The sequence below is a fragment of the Alistipes sp. genome (assembly GCF_048465575.1).
Classification (GTDB): domain Bacteria; phylum Bacteroidota; class Bacteroidia; order Bacteroidales; family Rikenellaceae; genus Alistipes.
Genome location: NZ_DBFWLG010000037.1, coordinates 1 through 12,804, shown reverse-complemented (window position 1 = coordinate 12,804; position 12,804 = coordinate 1). Strand labels below are relative to the sequence as shown.

The 12,804-nt window shown below is 58.9% G+C and carries 10 protein-coding genes; 6 read left to right on the top strand and 4 right to left on the bottom strand.

Annotated features, from left to right (window positions below):
- Positions 1–362 precede the first annotated feature (362 nt).
- Positions 363–1,166 (bottom strand): energy transducer TonB family protein, encoded by an 804-nt coding sequence (locus ACMQ11_RS09945; protein WP_418992616.1) that lies wholly within the window; start codon positions 1,164–1,166, stop codon positions 363–365.
- Positions 1,167–1,252: 86 nt separating this feature from the next.
- On the opposite strand from ACMQ11_RS09945, the gene ACMQ11_RS09940 reads away from it, so the two are divergent.
- From ACMQ11_RS09940 to ACMQ11_RS09915, 6 genes are all read left to right on the top strand, one after another.
- Positions 1,253–2,644, top strand: a complete 1,392-nt coding sequence (locus tag ACMQ11_RS09940) for a bifunctional UDP-3-O-[3-hydroxymyristoyl] N-acetylglucosamine deacetylase/3-hydroxyacyl-ACP dehydratase (RefSeq protein WP_418992615.1) — start codon at positions 1,253–1,255, stop codon at positions 2,642–2,644.
- A gap of 8 nt (positions 2,645–2,652) precedes the next feature.
- Positions 2,653–3,447 carry an acyl-ACP--UDP-N-acetylglucosamine O-acyltransferase gene (gene lpxA / locus ACMQ11_RS09935; protein ID WP_418992614.1) on the top strand — a complete coding sequence of 265 codons (795 nt, stop codon included), beginning with the start codon at positions 2,653–2,655 and terminating at the stop codon, positions 3,445–3,447.
- 328 nt (positions 3,448–3,775) lie between these two features.
- A complete protein-coding gene (rimP, locus tag ACMQ11_RS09930) occupies positions 3,776–4,243 on the top strand; it encodes a ribosome assembly cofactor RimP (protein ID WP_418992613.1) in 468 nt (155 codons plus the stop codon).
- 28 nt (positions 4,244–4,271) lie between these two features.
- Positions 4,272–5,504 (top strand): transcription termination factor NusA, encoded by a 1,233-nt coding sequence (nusA, locus tag ACMQ11_RS09925; protein WP_418992612.1) that lies wholly within the window; start codon positions 4,272–4,274, stop codon positions 5,502–5,504.
- A gap of 28 nt (positions 5,505–5,532) precedes the next feature.
- Positions 5,533–8,421, top strand: coding sequence for a translation initiation factor IF-2 (gene infB / locus ACMQ11_RS09920; RefSeq protein ID WP_418992611.1), 2,889 nt, complete (start codon positions 5,533–5,535; stop codon positions 8,419–8,421).
- Between the two features lie 165 nt (positions 8,422–8,586).
- Positions 8,587–9,906, top strand: a complete 1,320-nt coding sequence (locus ACMQ11_RS09915; RefSeq protein ID WP_418992610.1) for an acetyl-CoA hydrolase/transferase family protein — start codon at positions 8,587–8,589, stop codon at positions 9,904–9,906.
- Positions 9,907–10,074: 168 nt separating this feature from the next.
- Here the strand turns inward: ACMQ11_RS09915 and ACMQ11_RS09910 are convergent, their stop codons facing one another.
- The 3 genes from ACMQ11_RS09910 to ACMQ11_RS09900 all read right to left on the bottom strand — a co-directional run bounded on the left by ACMQ11_RS09910 (position 10,075) and on the right by ACMQ11_RS09900 (position 12,168).
- The gene (locus ACMQ11_RS09910; RefSeq protein ID WP_418992609.1) at positions 10,075–10,713 is read right to left on the bottom strand and encodes a thymidylate synthase; all 639 of its coding nucleotides are present in this window, start codon (positions 10,711–10,713) and stop codon (positions 10,075–10,077) included.
- Between the two features lie 13 nt (positions 10,714–10,726).
- Complete coding sequence (locus ACMQ11_RS09905; protein WP_418992608.1) at positions 10,727–11,554, bottom strand: DNA adenine methylase; 828 nt, start codon at positions 11,552–11,554, stop codon at positions 10,727–10,729.
- A gap of 164 nt (positions 11,555–11,718) precedes the next feature.
- Positions 11,719–12,168, bottom strand: coding sequence for a hypothetical protein (locus ACMQ11_RS09900; RefSeq protein WP_418992607.1), 450 nt, complete (start codon positions 12,166–12,168; stop codon positions 11,719–11,721).
- Between the last annotated feature and the right edge of the window lie 636 nt (positions 12,169–12,804).

Here is a 12,804-nt window from a genome sequence, read left to right as displayed (position 1 = left end):
CATAGCTGCCGTCGTTCATGAAAGAGAGTTTGCGCGCAAGTTCCGACGGCCCGCCCGGCGGGGGACGGAACAAAGATACAACATCGAAGAGGCGATGTCAAGGGTTTGGCCGGATTTTTTCGATCGGATATTCGAAAAATCCGGCTAAACCGATTCAGAATTCATAATTCACAATTCATAATTATTTCCGCAGGTGGTAGGTGGTTGCGGGCTGTCGACGGGTGTCGGAGGAGGCGAGGAGGAGGGCTTGCGAGCTCTCGACCGGGCTCGGGAATTGAGAACGGGACCGGGGACAGAGGGGCGTGTGACCCCTCGACAGGGTCGGGGATCGAGAGAAAATAGTATGAAAGTCGAAAGCCCGTTTACTGGGGAATAAAGATATAGGTGATGGTGCCCTGGTGGCGGGCGGGAGCGGAGGGGTCGATGTTGAAGCGGGAGGAGCGGGCGGCACGGAGCGCCGTGGAGCGCATGCACTCGTCGCCGCCCGAGGCCACGCGGGCAGCCGTGACCTCGCCCGAGCGGTTGACCGTGATTTCGACCACCACCTCGCCGCCGCCCTCGCAGAGGTAGGCCGGGACATCGAGGTAGCGCGACGTACGGACCGGATTGCTGAGCGAAAACGAGACCGTGACGCGCCCCTTGACCTTGCGGTCGCGGTGCTCGGTGCCCTCCTCCTTGCCGAGGCGTTCGCGGATGGCGCGCTCCTCGGCAAGCCCCTGTTCGTACGCTTCGCGGTTAGCTCGCATCCGCTCGGCGGCCTCGGCGGCTTCGGCATTGAGCTCGGCGGCATTGGTTCCGCGGTCGTCGCGCAGCTGCTCGTTCAGTGCATTTTCGTTCGAGGTCTGATTCCGGATGCTGCGCCAGTCGATCGGGTCCTGCTGCTGCCGCTCTTCGACCTCGCGCTGGAGCCGGTCGCGCTCGCGCTCCATTTCGGCCAGGGTTTCGAGATCGATGTACATGCCCTGGGTTGCGGACTTGCGGCCCACGACGATCTTCGAACTGACGAAGACGATCATCAGCACCAGGTAGGCGATGAGCGTGACGCTCAAACCGATCCGGTGGTCGTAGGTCCACACGCCCGCATCTTTCGGACGGTTGCCGAACGGCAGGTCGATGCGCGGACGCCGCGCAGGTTTCGGTTTGTTGTCCAACGATTTGTCACTCATTCGCCAAGGTCATAATTTCGGGCAAAAATAGCTTTTTTTAACGATTTTTTCCTATCTTTGGGCGCAAATATTTAAAAGCACCGACTATGTCAACCAAACAACAAACGCTGAAGGCTCCCATCTCCTTCTCTGGAAAGGGTCTGCATACGGGCGTCAAAGTGACCATGACCGTGAACCCCGCCGAGGCCGATACCGGCATTCTCTTCCGCCGCATCGACATCGAGGGGCAGCCGATAATACCCGCTCTGTGCGACAACGTGGTGGATACGTCGCGCGGCACGACCATCGAAGCCGGCGGCCACCGCGTCTCGACCATCGAGCACATCATGTCGGCGCTCTGGACCCTCGGCGTGGACAACGCCCTGATCGACATCGATGCCCCCGAGACTCCCATCATGGACGGCTCGGCCCGCGAATACGCCCGGGCCATCACCGAAGCCGGCGTGGTGGACCAGGATGCCGAACGAAAATATTACCACGTGACCGAAAAGATGGTCTACACGATCCCCGAAAAGGGCGTTGCGATCATCCTCTACCCCGACGACGAATTCTCGGTCTCGCTGCACGTCGATTACAACTCGAAGGTCATTGGCAATCAGTATGCCACATTCGATCCCGGAGACAACTACGCCACCAAGATCGCCCCCTGCCGCACGTTCGTCTTCCTGCACGAGCTGGAGCCGCTCATGAAGATGAATCTCATCAAGGGCGGCGACCTGGACAACGCCATCGTGGTGGTCGAAAATCCCGTGCCCGACGAGCAGCTGGAGCACCTCAAAACGATCTTCGGCAAACCCGACATCGAGATCAAGGCAGGCTATCTGAACAACCTCGAACTGCGCTGCAACAACGAGCTGGCGCGCCACAAGCTCCTCGACCTGCTGGGCGATTTCGCGCTGCTGGGCCAGCGCATCAAGGGGCGCGTGTGGGCCACCCGTCCGGGCCATTTCGCCAACACGGAGTTCATGAAGCAGCTCAAGCGCACCATCCGCAAGGCGGGCGAGAAGCCGCGCTTCACGTACGACTGCCGCAAATCGCCCGTCTACGACATCAACGGCATCCGCTCGATGCTCCCCCACCGTCCGCCGTTCCTTTTGGTCGACCGCATCTTCCACATCGACTCGACAGACGTGGCCGGCATCAAGAACGTGACGATGAACGAGCCGTTCTTCGTGGGCCATTTCCCCGAGGAGCCGGTCATGCCGGGCGTGCTGATCGTCGAGGCGATGGCCCAGTGCAGCGGCATTCTGGTGCTGAGCGGCGTCGAGGACCCGGAGAACTATTCGACCTATTTCATGAAGATCGACGGCGTGAAATTCAAGCGCAAGGTCGTTCCGGGCGACACGCTCCAATTCGAGATACACCTTTTGGAACCCATCCGCCGCGGTGTGGCCGTGGTCGAGGGCAAGGCGTTCGTGGGCGAGACGCTCGCGTGCGAAGCCATCATGATGGCCCAGGTCGTCAAAAACAAAAAATAGCACAGACGATGATAAGCAACCTCGCCTACGTCCACCCCGACGCTAAACTGGGCAAGAACGTAACCGTCGAACCGTTCGCCTACGTGGCCGGCGACGTCGAGATCGGCGACGACTGCTGGATCGGCCCCGGGGCCGTCATCCACGACGGCGCCCGCATCGGAAAGGGGTGCCGCATCCACACGGCCGCCTCGGTGGCCTGTCTGCCGCAGGACCTCAAGTTCGCGGGCGAAACGACGACCTGCGAGATCGGCGACCGCAACGACATCCGCGAATACGTCACCATCAGCCGAGGCACCAAATCGACCGGCACGACCCGTATCGGGAGCCACAACCTCTTGATGGCCTATGTCCACGTGGGCCACGACTGCGTGGTGGGAAGCAACTGCGTCATCGCCAACCGCGTCTCGCTCGCGGGCGAGGTGCACGTGGGCGACTGGGTAGTGATCGGAGGCCACGCCGCCGTGCACCAGTGGACCCACATCGGCGACCACGCGATGATCCAGGGCGGTGCGCTTCTGGGGCAGGACCTGCCGCCCTATGTGATCGTGCGCAACGACACGCTGCGCTTCGCGGGGATCAACAAGATCGGCCTTTCGCGCCGGGGCTTCACTCCCGAGCGCATCGCCGAGATCCACGACGCCTGCCGCATCCTCTTCCAGAGCGGCATGAACTACCTGAACGGCTGCGACGAGGTCGAGCGCGAGGTGCCGCAGAGCCCCGAGCGCGACGCGCTGGTGCGGTTCATCCGCGAATCGAAGCGCGGCATCATCAAGCCCTACGAAGCCAAGACGAAAGAGGAGTAGCGTTTTGCGCCGCAGCCCGGTTCGGACTGCGGCGCAAACCATCTTTGCAGCATGCACGATCCCCGGGCCCGGTCGAGGGGTCGCAAGGCGAAGCAAACAGCGGAAGATTCCTCACATCCGTTCGGAATGACAATGATTGGCTTGCCCCCCGACGTTGCTCGGGAGTCGAGAACACATTCCACCTTTCACCCTGAATAAAAAAGAAGCGCTCTACCTTGGTATATAAGAAATTTTCACTATATTTGCAGTGTCGAAAGACACGAAGAGAGGAAAGGGGACGGGCAGTCCCCTTCTTTCATAGTTATACTCGACTGATACACAATTATTTATGATCGATACAAAGAAAATCGTCGACGTGGCGGAACAAAACATGGAGGGCACGGACCTCTTCGTGGTCGGCTGTACATGCTCGCATGCCAACGAGGTCGAGCTCACGATCGACAGCGACACGTCGGTCGGAATCGACGCCTGCGTGGAGCTGAGCAGGCGGATCGAGGCGTGCTTCGACCGCGAGGAGGAGGATTTTTCGCTGACGGTGGCCTCGGCAGGCATAGGCTCCGAGTTGAAGCATCTCCGACAATACAAAAAACTCATCGGCAGCCCGGTCGAGGTGCTGCTCCTGAGCGGCGTGAAGATCACGGCGCGGCTCGACGAGGCGAACGAGGAGGGCATAACCCTCTCCTACGAGGAGAAGCAGGCCGTCGAGGGCCGAAAGCGCAAGGAGCTGGTGACCGTCACGCGCCGCTACCCTTTCGTGCAGATCAAGTGGACGCGCGAGTGGCTCGATTTCAAATAGAAGAAAACTAAAAACAAGATAACGCACAATGGACAACCTGAATTTAATCAGCAACTTTGCCGAGTTCAAAGAGTTGAAGAACATCGACAAGTCGACGATGATCGGCGTGCTGGAGGACGTCTTCCGCCACGCCTTGCAGAAGCAGTATGAAACGGATGAGAATTTCGACGTGATTATCAACCCCGAAAAGGGCGACCTCGAAATCTGGCGCAACCGCACGGTGGTCGAGGACGGGGCCGTGGAGAATCCCATCACGCAGATCGCCGTCTCGGAGGTCAAGGCCATCGACCCCACCTACGAGATCGGCGACGAGTATGCCGACGAGATCAAACTCTCGTCGTTCGGACGCCGCGCCGTGCTCTCGCTGCGTCAGAACCTCGCCTCGCGCATCCTCGATCTGGAGAAAGCCAACCTCTACGAAAAATACTCCGAAAAGGTCGGGGACATCATCACCGGAGAGGTCTACCAGATGTGGAAAAAGGAGGTGCTGATCCTCGACGACGACGAGAACGAGCTGATCCTCCCCAAAGCCGAGCAGATTCCCAACGATTTCTACCGCAAGGGCGATACGATCAAGGCCATCGTCAAGTCGGTCGAGATGAACAACAACCAGCCCCGCATCATCCTCTCCCGCACGGCCAACCAGTTCCTCGAGCGGTTGTTCGAGCAGGAGGTGCCGGAGATTTTCGACGGGCTGATCACCATCAAGAAGATCGTCCGCATCCCCGGCGAGCGGGCCAAGGTGGCCGTGGAGTCCTACGACGAGCGCATCGACCCGGTGGGCGCCTGCGTCGGCATGAAAGGTTCGCGCATCTATTCGATCGTCAAGGAGCTGCGCAACGAGAACATCGACGTGGTCAATTACACGGCCAATACGCAGTTGATGATCCAGCGCTCGCTGAACCCCGCCAAGGTCTCGTCGATCACCATCGACGAGGAGAAGATGACCGCAGCGGTCTACCTCAAGCCCGATCAGGTGTCGCTGGCTATCGGCAAGGGAGGTCTGAACATCCGCCTCTCGAAGATGCTTACGGGGTATGACATCGACGTCTACCGCGAGGTAGAAGAGGAGGACGTGGCCCTCACGGAGTTCGCCGACGAGATCGATGCGTGGATCATCGATGCGTTGAAGAACGTGGGCTGCGACACGGCCAAGAGCGTACTGGAGCTTCCCGTCGAGGAGATCGCCGCACGCGCCGACCTCGAACTGGAGCAGGCACAAAAGGTCGTGGCGATTCTCAAGGCCGAATTCGAAGAGTAAAACAAGAGAGGAAAGGAGAAGAGACTATATGGGGAACGAAAGAAAATTAAGGCTCATTCAGGTCGCCAAGGAGTTCAAGGTGGGATTGAATACCATCACGGATTTTCTGCAAAAGAAAGGCATCAAGAGCGACGGATCGCCCAATACGCTGGTCGATGATGAGACGTATGCAGTGCTGGAAAAGGAGTTCGGTTCGAACCGCAGCGCAGGCAATGCGCGCGAATCGATCCGCGAACGCATCGCGCAGAAGCAGACGACCATCACCCTCGAGGAGGCCCGTCGGCAGGAACGCGAGGAGGAGCGCGAGGTGGTTATCAAGAGCAACGTCATCAACGTAAAGGACGAAATCCGGCAGCAGCCCCGGATTCTGGGCAAGATCGACCTGTCGCCCAAACCCAAGGCCGCACCCCGGCCGGCCGCAACGCCCGCACCGGCGCCGAAACCCGAGACGCCACGCGCAGCAGCGCCCGCAACGGCGCCTGCAACTGAAAAGACGCCCGCAGTGTCTGCAACCCCTGCTCCGGAACAGGTCCGTGAGACCGTGACGGCTCCCGCGCCCTCCGCGGCTCAGGCAGCTTCGGCAACCGAACCGGCAGCCCCCGCAGCAGCGGCACCGGCAGCAGAACCCGCACGTCCCGCCGCCGAAATCCCGTCCGGCGAGCCCGCACGTCCCGCCGAGGAGCCTGCCAAAGCGGCTCCGAAAGACAATGTCTTCCGCCCCGAAACCCCGACCCTGCAAGGGCCTCAGGTCCTGGGTACGATGGACGTATCGGGCTTCGTGGCGGGCGGCAAGCACAAGCGCAAGCGCCTCCAGAAAGAGAAAGTCGACGTAAACAAGGCTCCGAAAGGCGGTGCTCAGGGCGGCAAGTCCGCCGGACAGGGCGGTCAGGGAGGCCAGAACCGTCCGGGTGGCGCAGGTCCGAACCGTGGCGGGCAGGGTCAGAACCAGCCCCGGCCGGGCGAGGGACGCCGCAGCAAGTCGAAGAACGCCCCCAAACCCATCGTCCGCCCCGAGGTGAGCGACGAGGAGGTTTCGAAGCAGATCAAGGACACCCTGGCCCGGCTGACGGCCAAGGGTGCCAAGAGCAAAAGCGCCAAGTACCGCAAGGACAAGCGCGACGCGGTGCACGAACGCATGAACGTGGAGTTCGAACGCGAGGAGCAGGAACGTTCGGTGTTGAAAGTCACCGAGTTCGTGACCGCAAGCGAACTGGCCACGATGATGAACGTCTCGCCGACGGAGGTCATCACGGCCTGCATGAACCTGGGATTGATGGTCTCGATCAATCAGCGTCTCGACGCCGAAGCCCTCGTGGTCGTGGCCGAAGAGTTCGGGTTCACCACCGAATTCGTCTCGGTGGAGATACAGGAGGCCATTTCGGAGGAGGACGCCGACCGCGAGGAGGACCTCGTTCCGCGTCCGCCGATCGTGACCGTGATGGGCCACGTCGATCACGGCAAGACATCGCTGCTGGACAACATCCGCAAGACCAATGTCATCCAGGGCGAGGCCGGAGGCATCACGCAGCACATCGGTGCGTACAGCGTCGAACTGAACGGACAGAAGATCACGTTCCTCGACACCCCCGGCCACGAGGCTTTCACGGCCATGCGTGCCCGCGGCGCCAAGATCACCGACGTGGCGATCATCATCGTGGCGGCCGACGACAGCGTCATGCCGCAGACCGTCGAGGCGATCAACCACGCGCAGGCCGCCGGCGTGCCGATGGTCTTCGCCATCAACAAGATCGACAAGCCCAACGCCAACCCCGACCACATCAAGGAGCAGCTCTCGCAAATGAACTACCTGGTCGAATCGTGGGGCGGCAAGTACCAGGATCAGGATATATCGGCCAAGCAGGGGCTCAACCTCGACAAACTGCTCGAAAAGGTGCTCCTCGAAGCCGAGATGCTCGACCTGAAAGCCAACCCGAACAAGAAAGCGCAGGGTACGGTCATCGAGTCGACGCTCGACAAGGGGCGCGGCTACGTCTCGACCATCCTGGTGCAGAGCGGCACGCTGCGCATCGGCGACGTGATCCTCTCGGGCACCTCGACGGGCCGCGTGAAAGCCATGTTCAACGAGAACGGCAAGAAAGTCACCGAGGCGGGTCCCTCGACCCCCGTGCAGGTGCTGGGTCTGAACGGCGCGCCGCAGGCCGGCGACACGTTCAACGTCATGGACGACGACCGTTCGGCCCGCGAGATCGCCAACAAGCGCGAGCAGCTGGCCCGCATGCAGGGCATCATGACCCAGAAGCACGTGACGCTGGACGAAATCGGACGACGCATCGCCATCGGCTCGTTCAAGGAGCTGAACATCATCGTCAAGGGCGATGTCGACGGCTCGATCGAAGCCATGTCCGGCTCGCTGATCAAGCTCTCGAAAGAGACCGTGCAGGTCAACGTCATCCACGCCGCCGTGGGGCAGATTTCCGAATCGGACGTGCTGCTGGCCGCCGCTTCGAACGCCATCATCGTCGGCTTCCAGGTGCGTCCGTCGGCCGCCGCACGCCGCGTGGCCGAGAAAGAGGAGATCGAAATTCGGCTCTATTCGATCATCTACGACGCGATCAACGACATCAAGGACGCCATCGAGGGCATGCTGGAACCCGTGATGAAAGAGGAGATCGTCGCCTCGGTCGAGGTGCTCGAAATCTTCAAGATCACCAAGGTCGGCACCGTCGCCGGCTGCGTGGTCCGCGAGGGCAAGCTCACGCGCTCGACCCCGATCCGCGTCATCCGCGACGGCATCGTGATCTACACCGGCAAACTCGGCTCGCTCAAACGCTTCAAGGACGACGTGAAAGAGGTGACCGTAGGCCAGGACTGCGGCCTGAACATCGAGTCGTTCAACGACATTCGCGTGGGCGACATCGTCGAGGGCTACGAACAGGTCGAAGTCAAACGCAAGTAGAAACCTATCGTCGAACCGGCACGGCCATGATCCGACACACGATTGCACAGCCGTTACTGCTCCGCACTTGTTGCGGGGCGGTAACGGCCGTGTTTTCTCACTGACGGCAGCGCGTACCGCTCCCCGAATACCTTAAACCAAAACCCATATCCCAAACTCAAAAACATGAACACCCCTATCCACTTTACCACGGCCGAGGAGGCCGTCAAGGTCATCAAATCGGGCGACCACGTGCATCTGAGCTCCGTGGCTTCGGCACCGCAGTGCCTCATCAACGCCATGTGCGCCCGCGGCCGGGCCGGCGAGTTGAAAGACGTCCATGTCCACCACCTCCACACCGAGGGTCCGGCGCCTTACGCCGATCCCGAATTCGAGGGCATCTTCCAGCTCGACTCGTTCTTCGTGGGTTCGAACGTCCGCAAGGTCACCCAGAGCGGCCACGCCGACTACATTCCCATCTTCCTGAGCGAGACGCAGCGCCTCTACCGCTGCGGCGCCGTGCCGTGCAACGTGGCCATGATCCAGGTCTCGACGCCTGACAAGCACGGCTACGTGTCGCTCGGCACCTCGGTCGACGCCACGCTGGCGGCCGTCGAATGCGCCGACCACGTGATCGCCGTGGTGAACAAGAACGTGCCCCGCTCGTTCGGCCAAGCCATGATCCGCATGTCGAAAATCGACACGTTCGTCGAGGACGATACGCCGCTGATCGAGGCCCGATTCTCGGAACCCAACGAGGTCGAGACCGCCATCGGCCGCCACTGCGCCGCCCTGATCGAGGACGGAGCCACGCTCCAGATGGGTATCGGCGCCATTCCCAACGCCGTGCTCACGCAGCTCACGGGACACAAGAACCTGGGTATCCACACCGAAATGTTCGCCGACGGCGTGCTGCCGCTGGTCGAGAAAGGCGTCGTCAACGGCGAGGCGAAAAAGACCGATCCGGGCAAGATGGTTTCGACGTTCCTGATGGGTTCGCAGGCCGTTTACGACTTTATCGACGACAACCCGGGCGTGCTGATGATGGATGTGGGCTACACCAACGACCCCTACATCATCTCGCAGAACGACCGTTTCGTGGCCATCAACTCGGCCTTGCAGGTCGATCTGACGGGCCAGGTGTGCGCCGACTCGCTGGGCACCAAATTCTGGTCGGGCGTGGGCGGTCAGATCGATTTCGTCTACGGCGCTTCGCTCTCCAAGGGAGGCAAAGCAATCATCGCCATGCCCTCCGTCACCAACAAGGGCGTATCGAAAATCTGCCCAACGCTGCTGGACGGTGCGGGCGTCGTGACCACGCGCAACCACATCCACTGGTTCGTCACGGAGTTCGGCGCCGTGGACCTCTACGGCAAGACCATGCAGGAGCGTGCGCGCCTCCTGATCTTGGTGGCCCACCCCTCGGCACGCGAGGAGCTGGACCGCGCGGCGTTCGAACGCTGGGGTTCGCACCACCACTACATCAAGGGTTATATGGCAAAATAGCCGAAAGCGATTTTTTGTATAATCCGCAAAACGAAATGTTAGCAGAATTTTAAAACGAAGCGACAATTTCGAAAAACGAAGCGTACCTATTTCGGGTGCGCTTCGTTAGTTTTATTAGTTGCAAACACTCTTAGAATTGGTTTTAAATTCCATTCGAACGCCATCCAATCATACGTTTAAATCGAACTTGACGTTTTCATTTCCTGCAATCAATACACGGGTTTTTGCGACGTTATTCTCGTATATGTGAACGTTCCCCAGGTTTAGGGTGATCGACCTTAGAGGGAGGTCTATTTGCCTTGTCATCAGGTACAAGTGGTAAATATCGGCAGGTAACCCTAAATTGGCGTCCGAACTGCGTTGATAGGCAGAAAGGACCAACTCGTCCTCGTCGATCTGAAACTGCACCAGGCTCAGGCAGGGCGACTGATTGCTTTCAGCGCCGGTTTCGCCCAGGAACAGCACGTAGTTCTTACTGCTGCGCTTCTCCCGGTTGATCTTGGCGAGTAGCGGCGGCAGTTTTTCGAAATAGGTCGGGTAACTGTTGACCAGAATCGAACCGCAGTAGTCCCACCAGTTGATCCCTGCCTCGCGGTATCTCTCCACGCACCGCTCCCCCTGCATGAATAGCTGCAATTCGCTCCTGAGCTTCTTTCGGGCGATATTGTGCCCCTCGAATATATCGAGCAGGTCGCCCGGTGCGAGGGCAAGCTGCTCGTTCAAAAGGTACTTAATGCTCCCTTTGCGATTGTTTTGCATCTTGCCGGAAGCCAGAATTTTATCCAGCATTGAGTAATATTTATTCATTCGGTTAAGATGTTCAAGCCCGTTTATAAATCATCACGTCGGTATATTTGGCGTCCTTATTGATTGTTGCGCTGACCTCTTTCCGCTCTGCCCCGTCGAACGGGTTGCCGTCGAATTGTGTCCGGGCAAACCAGTCGATCAGTTCGACAATTTGCGATTTGGTGGAGGTGAAATAAACGTAGGATTGTCCTTGCAAGCATTGCAAAACATCCAGGTAGTCGGCCAGCTTCCAGTAGCATTTGTAAGCCCCCGCTTCGGTAGAGAGGTATGGAGGGTCGATCAGGAATACCACTCCGGGCACGTTTTTGAATAGCCCGAAGAGCTCCCGGTAGTCGTGCTTTGCGATCTCTACTCCGGCCAAATAACCCTCGGCAGCATAATCCGTCTGCCGGACCGAATTATAAAATTGTTCAGCTGCCAGTTCTTCGAAAGAGGTCGCATAATTGCCGGAAAACAGTAACGACGCCGACAGGGTAATGTAATCCACGAATCCGGTTGCTTCTTCCTGGGTTACCCGGTCGAGAATCTGCCTGCGCAGCGGCTCCGGCAACCGCTGGCCCTTGGGCTTGACGCCTACCATGTTGCGGATATTAGCCAGCAGGGCGTTCGTCCGTGGGATATTCTCCAGTCGAAGATGAAAGTCGTCGTAATCGTTGTATACGACCCGCGCCTCCGGGCGCTCCTGCTTGGTGATATGAGACAAGAGCCCGCTGCCGCCGAACAGATCGACGAAGACCTCAGCGTCGGAGTACTGCCCGAGCGCTTTGCGAAATTCAACGACAAAGCGGCGTTTCTGTCCCATGAAAGGCAGCGGGGAGGAATTGTAAAGGGGTTTCTTCATTCACGAAAAAAGTGTATATTTGCAACCTCACCACGTACCAAAAATGCCGTAGCACATCCGATGGCTTTAGCCCTCGGTGGATGTGTTACGGCGCATTCGTTCTGCTGTACGTGGTGAGATACTACAACAGACCGGGGGCTTTTTCATGCCCCTATGTCAACGGGTCAGTCCTGCATGGGCGGTCTGTCCTCGTGCGGAATGTAGGGATATTTCGCATTGGAGATGTAGCGTACCCAGGCAAACAGATGACGCCACCAGCGGCGGGTGTAGTCCCTGCGGTGCTCGTTGTAGATCGCCTCGCTCTCGAAGCAGCTGTTGCGGTACACCTGGTCGTAGGGCGGCAGCAGGACCTCGATAGCGACCGAGAGGGCATAGACCAGGAAGGGCGCCGGAACGCAGGCCAGCAGCCACCACCAGGCCCCGGTCAGCGAGGCCACGACGAAGCCCAGAAGCAGGCACGCGGCCGCGATCTCCAGTTGCTGCCGGGCGTGAATCCGCTCGTGGTTGAGCATCCGGGTGGTGAAGCGTTTCCCGTTCCTGACGAATATCCAGAACATGACGGTCATGGCCGTAAAGCGCCCGAAAGGCAGCGTGTCGTTGTAAATCACTTTCATTATATCGGTTTGTTAGGATTTCAAAAAGATGGGTGTCGAGTCAAATTACCAAAGCCCCCTATCAGAGTGCATTTAGTATTCTCTCCCATACAAGGGATAACATTATTATTCTTCCCCGATACCCAAGATCAAATATGCACTATTGCCATCGTCCCGTCGGTATTTCGGCCGATGACCTTGAAAAAGGACCGCGGCCCCTCGATGCGGAAATGCTTATCTCCGGTGAAAAGCACCACTCCGGCGTAGAACGAAACCTGCATCTTATACTGCCCGGAAGCATCTAAGCCGCATGTCGTGCCTCCGATGTCCGAGCCCCTATGAAGCTCGAATTTTCCCCCCCCCCGAATATTGGGGGTCCTGAACCGTTTTAACCCATCTTTCGAAGAGTTCCTGCACGGAGATAAGCCGCATCCACCCCGTCGCTGCGAGTTGCTCGGTGTTGACCGGGAGGGGGTTTATGCGCACCGCGGTCCACGTGATTTCTTTGCCGGCGAACTTGTCCTGAACGAGTTTGAACCGTAAATATTCGCTCTACCACATCTTTAAAATGTATTTTATGAATTTCGGGATAAACATTTGGAGATTTGAGGAAGAATTGTTACTTTCGGTATAGCAAATACGCTTAACAAGTATTTG

Coding starts and splice junctions, on each gene's coding strand:
- ACMQ11_RS09945 (WP_418992616.1), bottom strand. CDS start 1,166: ATGAGTGACAAATCGTTGGACAACAAACCGAAACCTGCGCGGCGTCCG.
- ACMQ11_RS09940 (WP_418992615.1), top strand. CDS start 1,253: ATGTCAACCAAACAACAAACGCTGAAGGCTCCCATCTCCTTCTCTGGA.
- lpxA (WP_418992614.1), top strand. CDS start 2,653: ATGATAAGCAACCTCGCCTACGTCCACCCCGACGCTAAACTGGGCAAG.
- rimP (WP_418992613.1), top strand. CDS start 3,776: ATGATCGATACAAAGAAAATCGTCGACGTGGCGGAACAAAACATGGAG.
- nusA (WP_418992612.1), top strand. CDS start 4,272: ATGGACAACCTGAATTTAATCAGCAACTTTGCCGAGTTCAAAGAGTTG.
- infB (WP_418992611.1), top strand. CDS start 5,533: ATGGGGAACGAAAGAAAATTAAGGCTCATTCAGGTCGCCAAGGAGTTC.
- ACMQ11_RS09915 (WP_418992610.1), top strand. CDS start 8,587: ATGAACACCCCTATCCACTTTACCACGGCCGAGGAGGCCGTCAAGGTC.
- ACMQ11_RS09910 (WP_418992609.1), bottom strand. CDS start 10,713: ATGAATAAATATTACTCAATGCTGGATAAAATTCTGGCTTCCGGCAAG.
- ACMQ11_RS09905 (WP_418992608.1), bottom strand. CDS start 11,554: ATGAAGAAACCCCTTTACAATTCCTCCCCGCTGCCTTTCATGGGACAG.
- ACMQ11_RS09900 (WP_418992607.1), bottom strand. CDS start 12,168: ATGAAAGTGATTTACAACGACACGCTGCCTTTCGGGCGCTTTACGGCC.